Source organism: Pseudomonas sp. PARCl1 (genome assembly GCF_947311875.1).
Classification (GTDB): Bacteria; Pseudomonadota; Gammaproteobacteria; order Pseudomonadales; family Pseudomonadaceae; genus Aquipseudomonas; species Aquipseudomonas juntendi.
On the sequence record NZ_CAMZMX010000061.1, the window covers coordinates 1 to 22,076 of the forward strand.

Annotated in this window: 13 protein-coding genes; 3 read left to right on the top strand and 10 right to left on the bottom strand. The window is 63.9% G+C overall.

Features of this window, described 5'->3' with window-relative positions; genetic code table 11:
• Positions 1–199: 199 nt before the first annotated feature.
• Positions 200–1,345 (bottom strand): GGDEF domain-containing protein, encoded by a 1,146-nt coding sequence (locus QME24_RS22725; protein WP_054906297.1) that lies wholly within the window; start codon positions 1,343–1,345, stop codon positions 200–202.
• Between the two features lie 261 nt (positions 1,346–1,606).
• A complete protein-coding gene (gene pssA / locus QME24_RS22730) occupies positions 1,607–2,935 on the bottom strand; it encodes a CDP-diacylglycerol--serine O-phosphatidyltransferase (protein WP_054906298.1) in 1,329 nt (442 codons plus the stop codon).
• A 180-nt stretch (positions 2,936–3,115) separates the two neighbouring features.
• On the opposite strand from pssA, the gene QME24_RS22735 reads away from it, so the two are divergent.
• Positions 3,116–4,123: a GlxA family transcriptional regulator gene (locus tag QME24_RS22735; protein WP_154211650.1), complete on the top strand. Its 1,008-nt coding sequence runs from the start codon at positions 3,116–3,118 to the stop codon at positions 4,121–4,123.
• 58 nt (positions 4,124–4,181) lie between these two features.
• Here QME24_RS22735 and QME24_RS22740 read toward each other — a convergent pair whose 3' ends face one another.
• The 3 genes from QME24_RS22740 to katG form a co-directional block, all read right to left on the bottom strand.
• On the bottom strand, positions 4,182–5,516 hold the full coding sequence (locus QME24_RS22740) for an MFS transporter (RefSeq protein WP_154211649.1): 1,335 nt from the start codon (positions 5,514–5,516) through the stop codon (positions 4,182–4,184).
• A 142-nt stretch (positions 5,517–5,658) separates the two neighbouring features.
• Complete coding sequence (locus QME24_RS22745) at positions 5,659–6,870, bottom strand: M24 family metallopeptidase (protein ID WP_029886918.1); 1,212 nt, start codon at positions 6,868–6,870, stop codon at positions 5,659–5,661.
• 156 nt (positions 6,871–7,026) lie between these two features.
• Complete coding sequence (katG, locus tag QME24_RS22750) at positions 7,027–9,285, bottom strand: catalase/peroxidase HPI (protein WP_280091761.1); 2,259 nt, start codon at positions 9,283–9,285, stop codon at positions 7,027–7,029.
• Positions 9,286–9,648: 363 nt separating this feature from the next.
• On the opposite strand from katG, the gene QME24_RS22755 reads away from it, so the two are divergent.
• Positions 9,649–10,557, top strand: coding sequence for a LysR family transcriptional regulator (locus QME24_RS22755; RefSeq protein ID WP_009682409.1), 909 nt, complete (start codon positions 9,649–9,651; stop codon positions 10,555–10,557).
• A 12-nt stretch (positions 10,558–10,569) separates the two neighbouring features.
• On the opposite strand, the gene QME24_RS22760 is transcribed toward QME24_RS22755, so the two are convergent.
• On the bottom strand, positions 10,570–11,448 hold the full coding sequence (locus QME24_RS22760; protein WP_054905884.1) for a DMT family transporter: 879 nt from the start codon (positions 11,446–11,448) through the stop codon (positions 10,570–10,572).
• A gap of 247 nt (positions 11,449–11,695) precedes the next feature.
• On the opposite strand from QME24_RS22760, the gene QME24_RS22765 reads away from it, so the two are divergent.
• Positions 11,696–12,520 (top strand): aldo/keto reductase, encoded by an 825-nt coding sequence (locus tag QME24_RS22765; RefSeq protein WP_054905885.1) that lies wholly within the window; start codon positions 11,696–11,698, stop codon positions 12,518–12,520.
• A 103-nt stretch (positions 12,521–12,623) separates the two neighbouring features.
• Here QME24_RS22765 and QME24_RS22770 read toward each other — a convergent pair whose 3' ends face one another.
• The 4 genes from QME24_RS22770 to QME24_RS22785 are packed head-to-tail and all read right to left on the bottom strand — an operon-like array spanning position 12,624 to position 21,629.
• A complete protein-coding gene (locus tag QME24_RS22770) occupies positions 12,624–14,114 on the bottom strand; it encodes an efflux transporter outer membrane subunit (protein ID WP_054905886.1) in 1,491 nt (496 codons plus the stop codon).
• A complete protein-coding gene (locus tag QME24_RS22775; protein ID WP_280091760.1) occupies positions 14,111–17,218 on the bottom strand; it encodes an efflux RND transporter permease subunit in 3,108 nt (1,035 codons plus the stop codon). Before QME24_RS22775 ends, QME24_RS22770 begins: the two co-directional genes overlap by 4 nt.
• Positions 17,215–20,313: an MdtB/MuxB family multidrug efflux RND transporter permease subunit gene (locus tag QME24_RS22780; protein ID WP_047149881.1), complete on the bottom strand. Its 3,099-nt coding sequence runs from the start codon at positions 20,311–20,313 to the stop codon at positions 17,215–17,217. The genes QME24_RS22775 and QME24_RS22780 overlap by 4 nt, the downstream gene beginning before the upstream one ends.
• On the bottom strand, positions 20,310–21,629 hold the full coding sequence (locus QME24_RS22785; protein ID WP_054905889.1) for an MdtA/MuxA family multidrug efflux RND transporter periplasmic adaptor subunit: 1,320 nt from the start codon (positions 21,627–21,629) through the stop codon (positions 20,310–20,312). Before QME24_RS22785 ends, QME24_RS22780 begins: the two co-directional genes overlap by 4 nt.
• Positions 21,630–22,076: the final 447 nt, after the last annotated feature.

Here is a 22,076-nt window from a genome sequence, read left to right on the forward strand (position 1 = left end):
CGCCGTACAAACAAGGCGGCCGCGCGCGCCTGTCACAGGCGTTACTGGCCCGAAACAAACGTAGGAGCGAGCGCAGCTCGCGATTGCGCCGCGCGGGCGGCGCTCGATCTCACAGGCGCTGAAGATGCCCCGGCTACCCTTGCCAGGAACCATAGAATCTCCCACAGGGAGCGCATCAGGGCTGACCAAGGCTGAAGCCTCACTGGCCAACCCCCGCCATCGACCGCTCGACAAAACGAATACTGTCCCGCCCACCCCGCTTGGACTGATACAACGCCACATCACCCTGCTCGATCAGTGCCGCCAGACTCGCCGGCGGCTGGTCGAACAGGTTGGCGCCAATACTGAGCGTCACCGCCTCCGGCGTCGGCGCCGTCTTGCCCGCATACAGCTGGAACTGTTCCCGCAAGATCCCACCCAGGTCCAACACCCGCTCATTGCTGGTGCCACTGAGCAATATGACAAACTCGTCCCCGCCCAAACGCGCCGCCAGCGAGCGCTCCGGCAGCACCGTACGGATCATCTCGCTCAGGGCGACCAGCAACCGATCCCCGGCAATATGCCCATGCAAGTCATTGACCAGCTTGAAATTGTCGATGTCGATCAGCAGCAATGCACCAGGCTGGGTTGGGCTGACGTCCTTGAAAAAAGGGGCTGCCCGCACTTCCAGGGCCCGCCGGTTGTACAGCGCGGTCAGCGGGTCGCGTGCCGCCAACCGGGCAATCCGCTCCTCGCGTCGGTAACGCACGGTGCCAGTCATCGACAAGGCAATCAGCATGATCGCCATCGCCCCCTCCACCAGCGAAACCTGAATGATCAGCCCGCCAAACGTGGCCAGGTCGATCAAGGTACCCGGTGCAATCGCAATGATTGCCTTGACCACGTAGAACACACCATGAAGCAACAGCACGTAGCGCAGCTGCACCGCGCCAACGCTCAACGACTTGCCATGGGGCCGCAACAGGAAGCTCGCCTTGAGGGTCAGCGCCGCTACCAGCAACGAGTTGACCATCAACATCACCTTCGACCACTGCGGCCCCACGGGCAACAGCAGCAGGGCGAACCAGACCAGCACGATGACCAGCCAGGCCCGTGACAAACGCTCCTGGGTAAAGCGCAGCACACCCCACAAGAAGAACCCATGGGCCACCACCAGCAAGCCATTGGCGAACCAGATGCCGATGAACAGCAAACCGATCCCGCGCAACAAGGCCAGCACGCAACCGACCGTGATGGTGGCGAAGCCTGCGCTCCAGAACAGTAGCGAGGACTCGCGGACACTGCGCCACTCAATTGCCAAATACAGGGCAGCCGCTGCTGCCAGGGCAACCGAAATGGTCAGCATCGTCGGTGGATCTAGCGCCATATACGCTTTGGCCTATCTGGTTAATAAGGAAAAGGGCGCGATTGTATGCGCTCGTGATGACTTTTCAGAGGGGCCCTGGTCGGGAGCCCGTAAATCATAGCTCAACCACAGGAACGCCTGCGGCAGCACCGATATCATATTGATATCATCGCCGGCTGAATAGCTGACCTGACGATCAGTCAGCTTCCCTTCATGAGGCCCTCGGTCAGGCCCAGGCAGCCATTTCCTTGCGCCAGTTCGTCACAACACCCGCTTGATCAACGGTTCCAGGCGGCTGTAGCGCAACCGCCGCAGGAACCGGCGCACTTCCTTGGGGTGTTCGGCCTTCACCCCCAGGGCCTCCAGCGAATCGATCGGCGGCGCGAAATGGCGCAACCCGTCGAGCTCCGCTTCACGCGGCGCCAACCATTGCCCATGCGGGTCGTCGATCAGCAAGCCGTTCTCCAGGTCCAGGTTGAACCCCCGCGGGTTCAGGTTGTTGCCGGTCAGCAGCGAATAACGCTGATCGACCCACACCCCCTTGGCATGAAACGTATGCCCCGGGTCGTTCCAGATGCGCACTTGTAGCTGCCCGCTGGCTATCGCCGCCTGGCGGCGCCGAACGAAGGCGCGCAAGGTGTCCTCGTACAGGTAAGGCAACGCGCCACTGGCGCTGAACGGTTCGCCTGGGGGGATATAGAAGTCGTTCGCTGTGCGGTCGCCGACAATCAACTCAACCCGCACCCCACGCGCCAACGCCTGGTCAAGCTCGCGCATCACGACACGTGGCGGGTTGAAATACGGCGTACTGATGATGATCTGCGCCTGCGCCGCCGCCAGTAATGCGCACACAGCCCGGTTCAACCGGTTGCCTCGCCCCACGCCCAGCAGCGGTATGACCCGCAGGCCCTGCCCTGGCTCAGGGGCCGGGGCCTGATAGGCCATGCGCCGCAACCGCGCGCGCAAGCGCCGGATGTCACCGCGCAGGCTGCGGGTAGAAGGTGGCGCCGGCAGATCGAGACGCGGCGTGGCGGCCGGATGCAGCAGGCGCTGCACCAAGTCGGCCATGGCATCCGCCAGTGCTGGTGACTGGAACAGGTGATAGCGGTCCAGGCGGTAGCGATCGAAACGGTGCAGGTACACGTTGTTCAGGCTGGCACCGGTATAGATCACACAGTCGTCGATGATGCTGCCCTTGAGGTGCAACACCCCAAACAGCTCGCGGGTCTGCACCGGCACCCCATGGATGGCGATCTCCAGCCCGTGCAACTGGCGCTGGGCCTGGTACCAGGCCGCATTGCCCGGTTGACGCCCGGCCCCCAGCAGCCCGCGGCGGGCGCGGAACCAGTCGACCACAACGGTGATTTGCAGGCCTGGGCGGGCGGCCTTGGCCTGGTACAAGGCGTCCAGTACTTCCTGGCCTGCCTCGTCTTCCTGCAGGTACAGGGCCACGATGACAATGCGCCGGGTGGCCATGCCGATACGCTCGAGCAGGCAGGCACGGTAGGCCTTGGCATCGGGCAGCACCTGAATCGACTCAGGTGCGATAGCGTAGCCTGGCAGGCTTGCCAGCAAGGTTTCGGGGTTCACTGACAATCACCTTCTCTATGCGATCACTGTCGGCCCTGCCAACGGGCAGAGCCATTCCTGGCCGCTGCGCCCTGGGTGTAAGATCGACCCGGCAACGACCTATAACAACAAGCACCACGCGAGGCCCTGTTTTTCACTGCCCCTGATAAACCACGGCTCAGCTTGCACAGGTACAGCGCAATGGTCCACCCCGTTTCTGCAAACCCGCCGCTTTCAAGTGTAAAGCGTTGTTCGGTCAAGACCTTCGGCTTTCTGATTTTGCCCAATTTCACCACGATCGGCCTGGCATCGGCCGTCGAAACCCTGCGCATGGCCAACCTGGCCGCACATCAAACCTTGTTTCGCAGTGTGTTGATTGCGGCGGATGAGGCACCGGTGGTGGCCAGCAACGGCATGCGCGTACTGCCCGACTACAGCATCGCCAACGCCCCTGCCCTGGACACGCTGCTGGTGGTAGGCGCCAACCCGATCGACCGAGGCCGCGGCAACCGCCCGCTGATCGAATGGCTGCGCCACCTGGCACGGCAACACCTGCCCCTGGGCGGTATCTGCACCGGCAGTTACCTGCTGGCCAAGGCCGAGCTGCTCACCGGCTACCGCTGTACCATCCACTGGGAAGACCTGCCAACCCTGCAAGCGCATTTTCCCGGCATTGTCATCTCCAGCCAGCTGTTCGAGCTGGACCGCGACCGTTATACCTGCTCGGGCGGGGTGGCGGCGATGGACATGATGCTGCAACTGGTAGCCCGCGAGCCCGGTGGCCAGGCTATCGCCGCCAAGGCCGCCGAACTGCTGCTGTGTGATCGCGTGCGTGGCGAGCGCGACCGCCAACGGGTGCCGTTGCGCACCCTGCTCGGCAGTGCCCAGCCCAAACTCAGCCAGGTGGTGGCGATCATGGAGGCCAACCTCGAGGAACCACTGACCCTCGAAGAGCTGGCCAGCCTCAACGAGGTGACCGTGCGCCAGCTCGAAAGGCTGTTCCACAAATACCTGCAACGCACCCCCAGCCAGTACTACCTGGAACTGCGCCTGTCACACGCACGGGAGCTGCTGCTGCGCAGCGATGTGCAGGTGCGCGAAGTGGCGCTGGCGTGCGGGTTCAGTTCGCCAGCGCATTTCTCCAAGAGCTACAGCCGGTTCTTCGGCTTGTCACCACTGGGCGAGCGGCGGCAGGCCTCGTTGCACTGACCGGGGTCATGGGCTAGGTCAGGTTCGCACCCTTTGCGCGATGTGGGGGCCAGGTGATTCAATCTTCCAGCGCAGCGTGGGCTGTTTCCCGGCACATCAGCATGGCCACCAGCGCCACCAGTGCGGCTGCCAGCAAGTAACCCGCCGGCGCCAGTTTGCTGCCGGTCACCTGGATCAGCCAAGTGGCAATGAACGGTGCAGTGCCGCCAAACAGCGCATTGGCCGCATTGAAGCTCAAAGCAAAACCGCTGAAGCGCACCCGCGTGGGAAACAGCTCTGCCAGCAAGCACGGCAAGGTCCCGTCGTTCATCGCCAGCATCGCACCGAACATGATTTGTATCGCCAGGATCACCAGCAGCGGTTGCCCGTCCAGCAGGCTGAACAGCGGCACCGTCAGGCCCAGGAACAACAGCGATGCCACCACCAGCATGGTTTTGCGTCCAAACAGGTCAGACAGCCGCCCCATCAGGAAAACCAGGCCGATATAGGTGGCCAGCGACACCGTCGACGCAATGAATGAATCCCGCTCGCTCATGCCCATTTCAGTGGACAGATAGGTCGGCATGTAGCTGAGCAGCAAATAGAACGCAACCGCGTTCAGGCAGGTAACCCCCATGCCGATAGCCAGGCTGCGGCGATGCTGGCCGAGCAGTTCGCGCAAGGGCGCCGGAGCCATGCCGGCCTTGTTTTCCAGGCGCTGCTCCATTTCCAGGAACTTGGGCGTGTCCTGCAAGCTGATGCGGATATAGCGCCCCACCAGGCCAAATGGCGCCGCCAGCAGGAACGGCAGGCGCCAGCCCCAGGTGTGCAAGGCTTCACTGCTGAGCCCTTCATGCAACAGCGCGACGAACGCTGCCCCGAACAACAGGCCCGCCGCGGTACTGGCCGGCACAATGCTGGTATACAAGCCACGCCGGCCCGGCGGCGCGTACTCGGCCAGGAACGCTGCTGCACCAGCATACTCACCCGAAGCGGAAAACCCCTGCACCAGGCGAATCAACAACAGCAGCGCCGGCGCCCATAGACCGATCTGGGCGTAACCGGGTAGCAAGCCGATGCAGAAGGTGGACAGCGACATGATCAGGATCGACCACGACAGCGCCGTGCGCCGGCCATACCGGTCGCCGAAATGGCCCCAGACGATGCCGCCCAATGGGCGTACCAGAAACGACAGGGCGAACACTGCAAAGGTTGCCAACAGGCTGGTGGCCTTGTCGGCCTGCGGGAAGAAGGTGGCGGCGATGATGGTGGCCAGGTAGCCATAGGCTGCGTAGTCGAACCATTCGACGAAGTTGCCCATGAAGCTGGCCCGGGCAGCCCTGCGCAGGGCTTGGCGTTCGGCGCTGTGCGAAACGCCAGCGACGGCGGATGGGTCAAGGGTGGTGCTGGACATGACGGGTACCCCTATGGTTGTTCTAATTGGAGGCAGGGTCTGGTGGTCATACGGGATATTGTTGTTGTGTGTAGTGGCTTTGGCGCCGACACACCGGCGCCCACAGGGCGCTGGGGTGCGGGCGCCAAAGCCGGCATCAGTCTTATTTGCGAATGATGTTGTGCTCCGGCCCATACGGGAACCGGGTGATGTTTTCGGCACCGCTGTCGTTGACGATCAAGATGTCATGCTCGCGATAGCCACCGGCCCCAGGCCGGCCTTCGGGCAGCATGATCATCGGCTCGATCGACACCACCATCCCCGGCTCCAGCACTGTGTCGATGTCTTCACGCAGTTCAAGCCCGGCCTCGCGGCCGTAGTAATGGCTCAAGGTGCCGAATGAGTGGCCATAGCCGAAGGTGCGGTATTGCAGCAGGTCATGGCGCAGGAAAATGTCATTCAGTTCACGGGCAATGTCGCTGCAGCGCATGCCTGGGCGCACCAGTTTCAGTCCGGCTTCGTGCACCTCGACGTTGGCCTGCCATAGCCGCAGGTGCGCCTCCGGGCAGTGGTCGAGGAACAGCGTACGCTCCAGTGCGGTGTAGTAACCGGCGATCATCGGGAAGCAGTTGAGGCTCAGGATCTCCCCCTTGCCGACCCGGCGGCTGGTGACCGGGTTGTGTGCACCGTCGGTATTGAGCCCGGACTGGAACCAGGTCCAGGTGTCCATCAGTTCGGCATCCGGGAAGCGTCGGGCAATCTCGCGCACCATCGCCTGGGTCGCGTGCAGCGCCACCTCGTACTCTGGCACCTGGTCGCGCAGTGCCTCGACCACCGCAGCCCCGCCGATATCGGCTACCTGCGCACCGTGGCGGATCAGCGCCTGTTCCTCGGCCGACTTGATCATGCGCATGCGCATGCAGGGCGCGCCGATATCCACCAGTTCCGCTTTCGGATAGCAGGCCGCGAACTTGGCGTGGTTCTGCAGGTTGAGGTGGTCGTACTCCACCCCGATGCGCGAGGCCAGGGGCAACGCCTGCTGGATCGCGACGAAGTAATTGTCACGTTGCCAGTCGGTGTAGACGATGTTGTCGGTACCGACCGTACGCCGCCACGGTTGCCCGCCATCGATATTGGCGCTGACCGAGACGACCTTGTCCTGGGTAACGACCAGCGCATAGGGGCGGCCGAACGAGCAATAGAGGAAGTCGCTGTAGTAGTTGACGTTGTGGTACGAGGTGAAAATGGCCGCTTCGATGTCGTGTTCCGCCATGTACGCCCGCAGCCGGGCGTGGCGGGCGGCATATTCCTGGGCAGAAAAGGTCGGCTGCACCTTGTTGCCGTTGCGGATTTTCAGGGTCTTGGGCATTTGCATGGTCGGGTTTCCTTGTCGTTGTGAGCACGCTGTTCAGGCCGGCCGCCTGAGAAGCATTGCAACAGAACCGACAAGGGCACTTTTGTATCTATCCGACCTGGAGTTGGCGGGATCGCCAATGGCAACGGGGGCTGCCCGGCAGCCCCCGCAGGTTCCTCACTTCAGGTCAAAACGGTCCAGTTCCATGACCTTCTCCCAGGCGGCAACGAAATCGCGCGCGAACTTGGCGCCGCCATCACTGCTGCCGTACACCTCGCTCAACGCCCGCAATTGCGCATGCGACCCAAACACCAGGTCGACGCGGCTTGCGCTCCATTTCACCTGCCCGCTCTTGCGGTCGCGGCCTTCGAACGCTTCGTTGTCTGCCGAAGTCGGCTTCCACTCCACGCCCATGTCCAGCAGGTTGCGGAAGAAATCGTTGCTCAGGGTACCGACCTTGTCGGTGAACACGCCCTGTTGGCTCCCCGCATGGTTGGCACCCAACACGCGCAGCCCGCCGATCAGCACGGTCATTTCCGGCGCGGTCAAGGTCAACAGCTGCGCCTTGTCCAGCAACAACTTCTCGGCTTTGACGCTGTAGCGGCCCTTGCTGAAATTTCGGAAACCATCCGCCAGCGGCTCCAGCACGGCGAACGATTCCACGTCGGTCTGTGCCTGCGTAGCATCGGCACGGCCCGGGCGAAACGCCACGCTCAGGTCATGACCGGCGTCCTTGGCGGCCTTCTCCACGGCAGCGGCACCGGCCAGCACGATCAAGTCGGCCAGGGAAATGTGCTTGCCGCTGGCAGCGAACTCGGCCTGGATGTGCTCAAGCGCGGCAACGACCTTGCCGGTGCCCTGGTTGGCCACCCAGTCTTTTTGCGGTGCCAGGCGCAAGCGACCACCGTTGGCACCGCCGCGCTTGTCAGAGCCCCGGAAGGTCGATGCTGCAGCCCAGGCCGTGGCCACCAGCTCGCCCACGCTCAGGCCCGTGGCCAGCACCTTGGCCTTGAGCGCGGCAATGTCCTGCTCGCCCACCAGCGGGTGGTCGACTGGCGGGATCGGGTCTTGCCACAGCAGCTCTTCATTGGGCATTTCCGGGCCCAGGTAGCGCGCCAGCGGGCCCATGTCGCGGTGGATCAGCTTGTACCAGGCGCGGGCGAAAGCATCTGCCAGTTGCTCAGGTTTGTCCTTGAAGCGCTTGGCGATAGGCCCATAGACCGGGTCGAAACGCAGCGCCAGGTCAGACGTGAGCATCGACGGCGCGTGGCGTTTGGCCGGGTCGTGGGCATCCGGTACGGTACCCGCGCCTTTGCCCTCCTTCGGTGTCCACTGGTGGGCACCTGCGGGGCTTTTGGTCAGCTCCCACTCGAAGTCGAACAGGTTGTTCAGGTACTCGTTGCTCCACTTCGTCGGCGTCGAAGTCCAGGTCACTTCAAGGCCGCTGGTGATGGTGTCGCCGCCCTTGCCGGTACCCAACCTGTTGGCCCAGCCCAGGCCCTGCAGTTCCAGCCCAGCGGCTTCCGGCTCGGGGCCGACATTGTCGGCCGGGCCGGCACCGTGGGTCTTGCCGAAGGCATGGCCGCCGGCGATCAGCGCCACCGTTTCTTCATCGTTCATGGCCATGCGGCCAAAGGTTTCACGGATGTCCCTGCCCGAGGCGACCGGGTCGGGGTTGCCCTCCGGCCCTTCCGGGTTCACGTAGATCAGGCCCATCTGCACAGCGGCCAGCGGGTTTTCGAGGTTACGCTCGCCACCGAGGTCTCGGCTTTGTTCCTGCGGGTGCTTGGCGGGCTCTGCCACCAGATCCCCTTGCCCTGGCGGCTGGGCCTTGACCTGCTCCTTGCCATAGCGGGTATCGCCACCCAGCCAGACCTTTTCCGAGCCCCAGTAGACATCTTCGTCCGGCTCCCACACATCGGCGCGGCCGCCAGAGAAGCCGAAGGTCTTGAAGCCCATCGACTCCAGCGCCACGTTGCCCGTGAGCACGATCAGGTCGGCCCAGGAAATCTTGTTGCCATACTTTTGCTTGATCGGCCACAGCAGGCGCCGTGCCTTGTCCAGGCTGACGTTGTCTGGCCAGCTGTTGAGCGGTGCGAAGCGTTGCTGGCCAGAGCCTGCGCCACCGCGGCCATCGGCAATGCGGTAGGTGCCGGCGCTGTGCCAGGCCATGCGGATGAACAGCGGGCCGTAGTGGCCAAAATCGGCCGGCCACCAGTCCTGCGAATCGGTCATCAACGCCGTCAGGTCTTGCTTCAGGGCCTGGAAGTCCAGGCTTTTGAAGGCCTTGGCGTAGTCGAAGTCCGGCTCCATCGGGTCAGACTTCGACGAGTGCTGGTGCAGGATTCTGAGGTTGAGCTGGTCAGGCCACCAGTCACGGTTGGTGGTGCCGCCACCTGCGGTTTGATGGAACGGGCATTTCGATTCGTTCGACATCTGCGGGTACCTTTAGGTCGATTATCCAGATTTCCGGTCTGTGCCAGATGTTCGCTCAGCCGAGCAGGCGCGCGTGCCATGCCTGATCAGGTGTAAACGGGGGCTTGCGAAGCTGTCACAACAGGTGGGTGCGGTCTTGCACGGGGGTGCTGCCCCCACCGGTGCGCGGAATTCGCGGGGCCAGGGGAAAGACTAGCTGAGCCTGGGCGCAGGTCTAATAGAGCGGCTGTTTGGCCGCGATAGGTTGGCTCTTTCAGCGCCGCAGCTTCAGCCACCAGGCCGCCGGCACATCCATACAAGGCACGACGCGGCGGCCCATGCTTCAATACAGCGCAAACCCTTTAGCTCCGGAACCCAAGCCTCATGAACCGCAACGACCTGCGCCGCGTCGACATGAACCTGCTGGTGCTGTTCGAAGCCTTGATGATCGAACGCAACCTCACCCGCGTTGGTGAAAAGCTGTTCATCACCCAGTCCACCGTCAGCGCCGCCCTCGCCCGCCTGCGCGAACTGTTCGACGACCCCCTGCTGATCCGCAGCGGGCGCGCCATGGAGCCCACGCCACGGGCGATGCAGATCTTCGCGGAGCTGGGCCCGGCCATGGATGTGATTTCCGCGGCCATCAGCCGCGCCCGCGAGTTCGACCCGGCCAGCAGTTGCAACGTCTTCCGCCTGGGGCTGTCGGACGATGCCGAGTTCGGTCTGTTTCCGGCCTTGCTGCAAGCCCTGCGTGAAGAAGCGCCGGACATCAGCGTGGTGGTCCGGCGGGCCAACTTTCTGTTGATGCCGGGCTTGCTGGCCAGCGGGGAGATCTCGGTGGGAGTGAGCTACACCACCGACCTGCCGGCAACCGCCAAGCGCCGCAAGCTGCGCGATATCGGCGTGCGGGTGCTGCGCGCCGACGATCGGCCGGGGCCGCTGACACTCGACGAATACTGTGCCCGGCCGCATGTGATGGTGTCGTTTTCCGGTGACATGAGCGGCAACATCGACCTCGACCTGGCGCGGATCGGTCGATCCCGCAAAGTGGTGCTGGCCGTGCCGCAGTTCGGCAGCCTGCGCGCCCTGCTGCGCAACACCGAACTGATCGCCACGGTACCTGACTACGCTGCCTGTGCACTGGTCGAGGACAGTTGTCTGCGCGCCGACCCTGCACCGTTCGAGATCACCGAGGCCGAGCTGTCGATGGTCTGGAGTGGCGCCCAGGACAACGACCCGGCCGAGCGCTGGCTGCGCGAGCGCATCATGCAGTTCATGGCCAGCCAGCCTTGACGATGGCCAGGCTTACTTGCCCCGCTGCATCCACGCCGCCCCCAGGCCGCTGAGGCAGATCACCGCGATACCCACCAGGCTCAAGGTATCCGGTACCTGGCTGTACACCACCAAGCCAAGCAAGCCGGCGAACACGATCTGGCAATAGCTGAACGGTGCCAGCAACGCGGGTGCCGCATGGCGGAATGCCTGGGTCAGCAACAGGTGCGCGGTCATGCCGAAACCGCCCAGCGCCAACATCAGCAAGGCATGGTCCCAGCGCGGCACTTCCCAGAAGAACGGCACCAGCGCACTCATCGCCAGCGTATTGCACAGCCCCGCATAGAAGTTGCTGGTGGTGGGGCTGTCATGCGCGGCCAGAATACGCGTCAGCAACTGATAGAAGCAGAAGCCCAACGCCGAGCCGAACGGGAACAGAATCGCCGGGGTGAACATGGCCCCACCCGGGTGCACCACCACCAGCACGCCGATGAAACCCAGCACCACCGCCACCCACTGCGCCACGGTAACCCGCTCTTTGAGCAATGGCGCCGACAGTGCGGTGACCAGCACCGGGGCCAGGAAGTTGACCGCCGTTGCCTCGGCCAGTGGCAGGTACTGCAAGCCCGTGGTGAACAGCAGGCTGGTGCTCAGCAGGCTCAAGGCACGCAGGGTCTGCAACAGCGGGCGGCGGGTACGCAGCACGTTCAGGCCGGCCTTGGGCAGGAAAATGCCGGCCATCAGCAGGGTATGCACCACATAGCGCGCCCATACCACCATCACGATCGGGTACAGGCCGCCGAGGAATTTGGACAAGGCATCGTGGCTGGCGAACAGGAACGTCGCAACCACCACCAGGGCGATGCCACGCAAGGGTTTGTTGACGCCGGACAACGGTGTACTGGAACTCATGGCTCTCTCGATGACGACGCCGCCATAGGCCGCGCCAGGGGGATGACCGCGCAGGCGGAGCCTGGCGGATGCAACAGCAGGGATTCTAGAAGAGATGCCGCAACATAAGGAAGTTCATTTGCCCCAGGCCGGGGCCGAACGCATTTTCCGTTCGCTGATCGACCACTTTGCGCGCCGCGCGCATGGCCCGTGCCGCAGTGATCATCGACCATGGAGCCTCACCCGGCACACTGTACAAGGAATTGACATGCAAAGGCTTACAACCCGTAACGGCCTGAAACTGCCTGCCCTGGGCCTGGGCACCTGGCCAATGACCGGCAGCGCGTGCACCCAGGCCGTGCGCCAGGCATTGGAGTTAGGCTACCGGCACATCGACACGGCCACCGCCTACGAGAACGAAGGCGCCGTCGGCCAGGCCCTGCGCGACAGCGACGTTCCGCGCGAGCAGGTCCACCTGACCACCAAAGTCTGGTGGGACCGGCTGCAACCCAAGGCCATGCGCACGTCGCTGGAAGCCAGCCTGCGGGCACTGGGTACCGAGCAGGTGGACCTGTTCCATATTCACTGGCCCGGCCAGCATGCAGACCTGGCCCGCAGTATCGAGACCTTGGTGGCCCTGCGTGAAGAAGGCAAGGCACGCCACATTGGTGTGGCCAACTTCCCCTTGGGCTTGCTACGCGAGGTCGTGGAACAGCACGGGGCGCCGTTGTCGGCGATCCAGGTGGAGTACCACGTGCTGCTCGGCCAGCAGCCGCTGCTCGATTACGCCCGTAGCCATGATCTGCTGCTCACCGCCTATACCCCGCTGGCCCGCGGCCAGGCGGCGGCGCACCCGGTGATCCAGGCGATTGCCGGCAAGCACGGCGTACTGCCCAGCCAGGTGGCGCTCAAATGGTTACTGGACCAGGACGGTGTGGCGGCGATCCCCAAGGCCAGCAGCCGCGAAAACCAGTTGGCCAACCTGGCGGCGCTGAACGTGCAACTGGATGACGAGGACCGCGCTGCGATTGCCGAACTACCGAAAGACCAGCGTGTGGTCAGCCCGCCCTTTGCCCCGGACTGGAATAGCTGACCGGGGGCCGCGCCGGTGGCGCTCAGTGCCAGGCGCCACTCACCAAGTGATTGAGCAATGCGGGCTGGTCTGGCAGGTCAATGGCCCGCACTGGGCGGTGCCGTCAATCCTGCTCGGCAAACGCCTGCCCGGCATCCCAACCACCGCCTAGCGCGGCCACCAGTTGCACACTGGCCACCAGGCGCCCTTGCAACAGGTTCAGCACACTGCGCTCGTTACTCAGCGCCGTGGCCTGCACATTGACGACGTCCAGGTAACCGATCAAGCCTGCGCGGTACTGGTTTTCGGTCAGGCGCAGCGACTCACGGGCGGCATCCAGCGCCTCCTGGCGCACCACGGCTTCATCACCGTACACCTTCAACTGCACCAGCAGGTTTTCCACTTCCTTGAAGCTGTCCAGCACGGTCTGCCGGTACTGCGCCACGGTCTGGTCATACACTGCCACGGTGCGGTCAACCTCGGCACTGCGCTTGCCGGCGTCGAACAGGGTCAGCGCCAGTTGCGGCCCCACCGACCAGTAGCGGTTGGGCAATTCGATCCAGTTGTTGAAACTGCTGCTGGAATACCCCCCATTCATGCTCAGGCTAAGGTCCGGGAAGTACGCCGCCCGCGCCACGCCGATATTGGCGTTGGCAGCCATTACATTGCGCTCGGCCGCAGCAATGTCTGGCCGACGCTCGAGCAATTGCGAAGGCAGTGACACCGGAATGCGCGGCAGCGCGGGGATAGCCTTGCTGTCGGCCAGGTTGAAGTCGGCCGGGGGTTTGCCCAGCAACACCGCAATGGCGTTCTCGAACTGCGCACGCTGCCAGATCAGGTCGATCAGGTCAGCCTGGGTGCTTTTCAGCTGGGTGCGCGCCTGGGCAACCGCATCGGGGCCGGCAACACCGGCGCGGTACTGGTTTTCATTCATCCGCAACGAACGCTGGTAAGCGGCCACGGTCGCCTCGAGCAAGCGCTTCTGCTCGTCGATCACCCGCAGTTGCAGGTAGTTCTGCACCAGTTCCGACTGCTGGCTCAAGCGGATCGAGGCGAGGTCGGCGAGGCTGGCTTGGGCACTGGCCTGGTTGGCACTCAGGGTTTCCCGCAACTTGCCCCACAGGTCGATTTCCCAGCTCACGCCCAACTGCGCATTGTAGGTGTCGCGTATGCCGCTGCTGTTGTTGGACAGGCTGGAGCTGGAGCTGCCAGTACCCTGCGCCGAGCGGTTCTTGCTGGCGCTCAGGTCAAGGCTGGGGAACAGCGACGCACGGCTGCTGCGCACCAGCGCCTGGGCCTGGCGGTACTGGGCTTCGGACTGCGCCACGGTCTGGTTGCTGCGGTTCAGTTCCTCGACCAGCGCATTGAGCCCGGCGTCGCCATAGATTTCCCACCAGGCGCCACGGGCGATGGCATCGGACGGTGTGGCCTGGGTCCAGCCCTCGGCGTGTTTGAACTGCGCCGCCGTGCTGTCCAGCGCCGGGCGCTGGTAGTCCGGGCTCAGGGTACAGGCATTGAGCATGGCCACGCACAACCCGGCGCTGAGCAGGCGCGAGCCACGCCCGCGGGTCAACGCCTGCAGGCCACGGTGCAGTGGGGAGTGGGCAAATGTCATAGCGGGGTTTCCATGGCGGCGTCGGTGCGCACACCGCGCCAACGGTTGAAGCGGTGGCGCAGGCGGTCGAGGTACAGATAGACCACCGGCGTCGTGTAAAGGGTCAGGATCTGGCTGAACACCAGGCCACCGATGATGGTCAGGCCCAGCGGCTGGCGCATTTCGGCGCCTTCGGCCTGGCTTAGCAGCAGCGGCAAGGCACCGAGGATGGCCGCCAAGGTGGTCATCAGGATGGGCCGCAGGCGCAGCAGGCACGCGCGGCGAATCGACTCTTCCGGAGACAAGCCCTGATGACGCTCAAGCTGCAGGGCCAGGTCGATCATCAGGATGGCGTTCTTCTTCACCACACCAATCAGCAGGAACAACCCCAGCAGCGAAATCAGGCTGAACTCGCCACCGGTCAGGTACAGCGCCAGCAAGGCACCGACGCCGGCCGACGGCAACGTGGAGAGAATGGTCAGCGGGTGAATGTAGCTTTCATAAAGAATACCCAGCACCAGGTACACCAGCAGCAATGCACCCAGGATCATGAACGGCTGGCCCTGCTGGGTCTTGGCAAAGGCATCGGCGCTGCCGCCGAGCTTGGCGATCACCCCCTCCGGCAGGCCCAGGGTCGCCACTGCCCGCTCTACCGCGGCCAGGGCCTGGTCGGGGCTATAGCCTTCGGCAATGTCGAAGGCGATGTCTTCGGCAGCGAACTGGCCTTCGTGGCTGACCCTGTCGTTGGCCAGGGTATTTTCGTAGTGCGCGATGGTCGACAACGGCACCCGGGCACCGTCCGCGGTGATCACCTGCACTTGTTCGAGGGTGCTGGGGTCCCAGGCGTATTTCGGGTTGATTTCCAACACCACCTGGTACTGGTTGAGGCTGTCGTAGATGGTGGAAATCTGGCGCTGGCTGTAGGCGTTGTTCAGCACCGTGGTGACCATGTCCATGTCGATTCCCAGCCGCTTGGCCTGGTCGCGGTCCACCACCAGCGTCACCTGCTGGGTGCCACCCCCATCGCGGGCGTCGATGGCAGTCAGCTGCGGCAGCGCGCGCAGCGCAGCGACCACCTTCGGGAACCACTCGCGCAACGCCGCCAGGTCGCCGCTTTGCAGGGTGTACAGGTACTGCGACGAGGTCTGGTCACGCCCGCCACCCCCCAATTGCAAGTCCTGGTCGGCCATCAGGAACAGCCGCCCACCCGGCACCTTGGGCATCTCTTTGCGCAGGCGCTCGATCACTTTTTGCGCGTCCAGCTTGCGCTCGCTGATCGGCTTCAGGCGCACCAGTATCATGGCATTGTTGGTGCCGCTGTTGCCGCCGATGAAGCCGGCAACGCTCTGCACCGCAGGGTCGGCGAGCAAGGCGCGACGGTAGGTTTCCATCTTCGGCTGCATCACGCTGAACGACAGGCCATCGTCACCGCGGATAAAGCCCATCAGTTGGCCGGTGTCCTGCTGGGGCATCAGCGTCTTGGGCACCACCACGTACAACGCGATATTCAGGCCAATGGTTGCCAGCAGGCTGAACAGGGTCAGGCGCTTATGGCGCAGGGCCCAACCCAGGCTGCGGTCATAGGCGTCGACCATGCGCAGGTGGAGCTTGTCGCTCCAGCGTTGCAGGCGGGTCTGCTCGGCGTTGTGCGGCCTGAGCCAGCGCGCGCAGAGCATCGGCGTAAGGGTCAACGACACCACCAGCGACACGATGATGGCCGCCGCCAAAGTGATGGAAAATTCCTGGAACAGGTTGCGCACGATGCCGCCCATGAACAGGATGGAAACGAACACCGCCACCAGCGAGACGTTCATCGACAGCAAGGTGAAGCCGACTTCCTTGGCACCCAGGAAGGCCGCCTTCATGGGTGGCTGGCCGTCTTCGATGTGCCGGGAAATGTTCTCCAGCACCACGATGGCATCGTCCACCACCAGGCCGGTGGCAAGGATCAGCGCCATCAATGACAGGTTGTTGAGCGAAAAACCACACAGGTACATGACAGCGAAAGTCCCCACCAGCGATACCGGCACCGCCAGGCTGGGGATCAGCGAGGCGCGCAGGCTGCCGAGGAACAGGTAGACCACCAGGATCACCAGCACCACCGCGATCAGCAGGGTGTGCTCGGCCTCCTTGAGGCTGGCATTGATGACCGGCGACCGGTCCATGGCCACGTTCAGTTGCACGCTGGCGGGCAGCAGCGACTGCAGGGCCGGCAGCTGCGCCTTGATCTGCCCGACTGTCTCGATGATGTTGGCGCCAGCCTGGCGGTTGACCACCAGCAGCACCGCCGACTGGTCGTTGAAGAAGCCACTGTTATAGCGGTTCTCGACCCCGTCGGTAATCGCAGCCACGTCGGACAGACGCAGGATGGTCCCGTTCTGCTGGCGAATGACGATGGGCTCGTAGTCCCTGGCCTTGTCCAACTGGTCGTTGGCGCGCACCTGCCAGTTGCGCTCGGCGTCTTCGACAAAGCCCATGGGCCGGCGCTGGTTGGCGTTGGCCACCGCGGTGCGCACTTCGTCCAGTGACAGACCGTACTGGTTGAGCAATTGCGGTTCGACGGCAATGCGCACCGCCGGCAACGAGCTGCCGCCGATCTGCACCTCCCCTACCCCGGACACCTGGGCCAGGCTCTGCGACAGAATGGTGTCGGCCAGGTCGTACAACTGGCCCTTCTGCAACACGTCCGAGGTCAGCGAAAGCACCATGACCGGCGCCTGCGACGGGTTGATCTTCTTGTAGGTAGGCATGCTGCGCATGCCGCTGGGCAGCAGGTTGCGGGTGGCATTGATGGCCGCCTGCACTTCACGCGCCGCACCGTCGATATCACGGCCTATCTCGAAACCGATGATCACCCGCGTCGAGCCCTGGTTGGAGCTGCTGGTCAGGGTGGTCACGCCGGCGATGCTGCCCAGCTTGCGCTCCAGTGGCGTGGCCACGGTAGAGGCCATGACCTCGGGGCTGGCACCGGCCAGGTTGGCCGACACCACGATCACCGGGAAATCCATTTCCGGCAGTGGCGCAACCGGCAGCAGCTTGAAGCTGACCCCACCCAGCAGCATGATCGCCAGGCTCAGAAGCATCGTCGCCACCGGGCGACGAATGAACGGCCCCGACAGATTCATGCTTCGGCCTGCTTCGCGCTATCGGCCGGGCGCCAGCGGCGCGCCAGGCGGTCGAAGTACAGGTAGATGACCGGAGTGGTGAACAACGTCAGCACCTGGCTGACCAGCAAGCCACCGACCATCACCAGGCCCAGCGGCTGTCGCAGCTCGGCGCCGGAGCCTGTGGCCAGCATCAGTGGCACGGCCCCGAACAGCGCCGCCAGGGTGGTCATCAGGATTGGCCGGAAGCGCAACAGCGCCGCCTGGTAGATGGCGTCCCGGGGGCTCATGCCTTGATGCCGTTCGGCTTCGAGGGCGAAGTCGATCATCATGATCGCGTTCTTCTTGACGATACCGATCAGCAGGATGATGCCGATGATCGCGATCATGCCCAGGTCGTTGCCGCTGATGAGCAAGGCCAGCAAGGCACCGACGGCCGCCGACGGCAGCGTCGAGAGGATGGTCACCGGGTGGATGTAGCTCTCGTACAGCACGCCCAGCACGATGTACATGGTGACCACCGCTGCCAGAATCAGCAGCAAGGTGCTCGAAAGCGAGGCCTGGAAGGCCTCCGCCGCCCCCTGGAAGCGGGTTTGCACCCCCAGCGGCATGCCGATGTCCTGCTGTACCTGCTCGATCACCTGCACCGCTTCACCCAGTGACGCGCCATGGGCCAGGTTGAAAGACAGGGTCACGGCCGGGAACTGGCCAATGTGCGAGATCGCCAACTGGGCCTGGCGCTGCTCGATGCGCGCCAATGCCGACAGGCGTACCTGGCCGCCATCGGCAGCCTTGACGTGGACCGACTCCAGCGCCTGCGGGCCGATGACCGCGGCATCTTTGGCCTGCAGCACCACACGGTACTGGCTGGCCTGGGTGTAGATGGTCGAGATCTGCCGCTGGCCAAACGCGTCGTACAAGGCGTTGGTGACCTGCGACACGGTGATGCCCAAACGGCTGGCCATGTCGCGGTCGATGACCAGGTACACCTGCAGGCCTTTGTCCTGCAGGTCACTGGCCACATCGGCCAGCTCGGGGCGCTGCTGCAGCGCCTGCACCAGTGTGCCGCTCCATTGCGCCAACAGGTCGGCATCGGGCGACGACAGGCTGAACTGGTACTGGGTGCGGCTGACGCGGTCTTCGATGCTCAGGTCCTGCACCGGCTGCATGAACAGGCGAATGCCCACCAAACGGTCGACTTGTGGCTGCAGCCGGCTGATCACTTCGCTGGCCGTGACGTCGCGTTCGCCGTGGGGCTTGAGGTTGATCAGCAAGCGGCCGCTGTTGAGCGTGGCGTTGTCACCATCGACACCAATATAGGACGACAGGCTTTGTACGGCCGGGTCCTGCAGGATCACCTTGCTCAAGGCCTGCTGGCGCTCGCTCATGGCGGCGAACGAAGTGGACTGCGGCGCTTCGGAGATGCCCTGGATGACCCCGGTGTCCTGCACCGGGAAGAAGCCCTTGGGCACCACCATGTAGAGGAACACCGTCAACCCCAGGCTTGCCACCGCCACCAGCAACGTCAGCGGCTGGTGCCTGAGCACCCATTGCAGGGCGCTGCCGTAGTGTTTGATCAGCCAGTCGATCCAGGCGCCACTGGCACGGTAGAACCGGCCCTGCTCTTCTTCCTTGGGTTCACGTTTGAGCAGGCGCGCGCACATCATTGGCGTCAGGGTCAGCGACACCACCAGGGAAATCAGGATGGCCACCGCCAGGGTGATGGCGAACTCGCGGAACAGGCGGCCGACCACGTCGGCCATGAACAGCAGCGGGATCAGTACCGCAATCAGCGAGAACGTCAGCGATATCAGGGTGAAGCCAATTTGCCGGGCGCCCTTGAGCGCGGCCTGCATGGGCGTTTCGCCCTCTTCGATATGGCGGGAAATGTTCTCCAGCATGACGATGGCGTCGTCGACCACGAAGCCGGTGGCGATGGTCAGCGCCATCAGCGTGAGGTTGTTGACCGAGAAGCCGGCCAGGTACATCACGCCGAAGGTGCCGATCAGCGACAGCGGTACCGCGATGGACGGAATGAGGGTGGCGCTGGCCCGGCGCAGGAAGACGAACGTGACCATGACCACCAGCACGATGGCGATCAGCAGTTCGTGCTGGACATCCTTGACCGCGGCACGGATGGTCTGGGTACGATCGGTGAGCACCGACACATCCAGGCCCGCAGGCAGGTTGTCGGTGATCGACGGCAGCAGCGCCTTGATGCGGTCTACCACTTCGATCACGTTGGCACCCGGCTGGCGCTGGATGTTCAGCAGTACCGCATGGTTTTCGTTGGCCCAGGCTGCCAGGCGCTCGTTCTCGGCACCGTCGACGATTTCGGCCACGTCCTTCAGGCGCAGCGGCGCACCGTTGTTATAGGCCAGGATCAGGTTGGCGTATTCCTCGGGGGAGCGCAGCTGGTCGTTGGCGTCGAGCATCGACACGCGGGTTGGCCCGTCGAAGTTACCCTTGGGCTGGTTGACGTTGGACGCGCCGATCAGCGTGCGGACATCTTCAAGGTTCAGGCCATTGGCCGCCAAGGCATCGACATTGACCTTGATCCGCACCGCCTGGCGCTGGCCCCCGGCGATGCTCACCATGCCCACGCCGCTGATCTGCGCAAGCTTCTGCGCCACCCGGGTATCGACCAGGTCGTTGAGCTTGGGCAGCGGCATGGTCTTGCTGGAAATGGCCAAGGTCAGTACCGGCGTGTCGGCCGGGTTGACCTTGTTGTACACCGGCGGCGCCGGCAGGTCGCTGGGCAGCAGGTTGCTGGCGGCGTTGATCGCGGCCTGTACCTGCTGCTCGGCAACGTCCATGTTCATGTCCAGGTTGAAACGCAGGGTGAGCACCGATGCGCCGCCGGAGCTGGTCGAGGCCATTTGCTCAAGCCCGGGCATCTGGCCGAACTGGCGCTCCAGCGGCGCGGTCACCGCGCTGGTCATGACCTCCGGGCTGGCGCCGGGGTACAGGGTCATGACGCGGATGGTCGGGTAGTCCACCTGCGGCAAGGCAGAAACCGGCAGCAGCTTGTAGGCGATCAGGCCGGCCAGCACGATGGCCAGCATGCTCAGCGTGGTGGCGACCGGCCGCAGGATGAACAGGCGCGAGAGGTTCATGCGCCCGCCTTGCCTGCTGCGGCACCAGGCTGCGCTTGCCCTGGCTGGCCCTCACCGGCATCTGCCGACCCTTTGGCATCCTGGCCCTGCAGTTTCTGGCCTGGGGTAGTCGGCACCTGCGAGCTGTTTTCGACCACCTCGACCTTGGTGCCCTCGCGCAGGCGGTCGGTACCTTCCAGTACCAGGCGGTCGCCGGCCTTCAGGCCATCGAGGATGACGCTGTGCTCGCCATCACTGGCACCGACCTTGAGCTTGCGTACATTGACCGTGCTCTGGTCGTTGACGACGTAGGCGAACGTGCCGTCGTTACCGAACTGAATGGCTGCCGCCGGGGCCATGACCACCTGCTTGAGGGTGTCGGCCAGCAGACGCACGTTGACGAACTGGTTGGGGAACAGGGCCAGGTCCTTGTTCTCGAAGCGGCCCTTGAATTTCAGGGTGCCGGTGGTGGTGTCGATCTGGTTGTCGATACTGGCCAGTACCCCCTTGGACTGCAGCTTGCTGTCACTGCGGTCCCAGGCCTCGACCGGCAGGCTGGCGCCGCTGCGGTAACGCTGCAGCACGGTGTCCAGTTCGGTTTCCGGCAAGGTGAAGGCAACGCTGATGGGCTCGGTCTGGGTGATGACCACCAGGGCATTGGTGTCGTTGGCCGCTACCAGGTTCCCCAGATCGAGCTGGCGCAGGCCCACCCGGCCGTTGATCGGGGCGCGGATCTGGGTGAACTCCAGGTTTAGCCGGGCATCGTTGACTTGCGCCTGGTTGGTCTTGACCAGGCCCTGAAACTGCGCCACCTGGGCCTCGGCCGTGTCGAGGGTCTGCTTGGCGATACTGTCTTCGGCGTACAAGCCTTTGTAGCGGGCCAGGTCGACCTGGGCGTTCTTCAACTGCGCCTGGTTCTGTGCCAGCGTGCCTTCGGCCTGCTGCAGCGCGATCCGGTAGGTGCGCGGGTCGATTTCGGCGAGCAGGTCGCCGGCCTTGACCTGCTGGCCTTCCTTGAAGTGGATTTTGACCAGCTCGCCTGCCACGCGGCTGCGCACGTTGACGGTGTTGGTCGCAGTCACTGTACCCAGCGCCTTGTAATACAGCGGGAAGTCACCCACGGTCACGGGTTCGACGCGCACAGGCACCGGATCGGTTGAACCACCGAAGCCCGGGCGGCCGCCCATGCCCATGCCTTTGCCACCACGCCCGCCGCTGGCGTCCTTATGCCCAGGCGTTGCTGCAGGCCACAGCCACCAGGCCAGCGCAGCCACCAGCAGCAAGATCAGCAGGCCGAGCAGCCAGCGACGAGGGGAACGGGAATTGGACGCTTGCATGGGTTGAACGAACCTTGTTCGGAATGACGGCTTGGGGAGGGTGAACGATAAGCACTGGCATCGTTTTAGCAAAGGGCCTTTACCAGAGGTTTACCTTTGGCTGACGTTGCCAAGATGCGGAATTTTAAATGAAAACGGCCCGGAACGTGTTCCAGGCCGTTACAGGGTGTTGCTTGGAGCGCGCTGAGGGCTGCGGGGCTCCACAGAACGAGCGCCGCCCGCGCGGCGCATCGCGAGCTGCGCTCGCTCCTACGTTTGTTTCGGGCCAGTATTGCCTGGGCCAGGCGCGCGCGACCGCCTTGTTCGCACGGCGCTATATCGAGCCATGCCCCAAGGCGTTCGCGCGCAAATCACACAGGCATAATTGGCGCGAAACAAACGTAGATACTCTGTTGGCGGTCAAGCTTTTCTGAGGTGTTCAGAGCTGAAAAGCTTGGCCGTATCAAA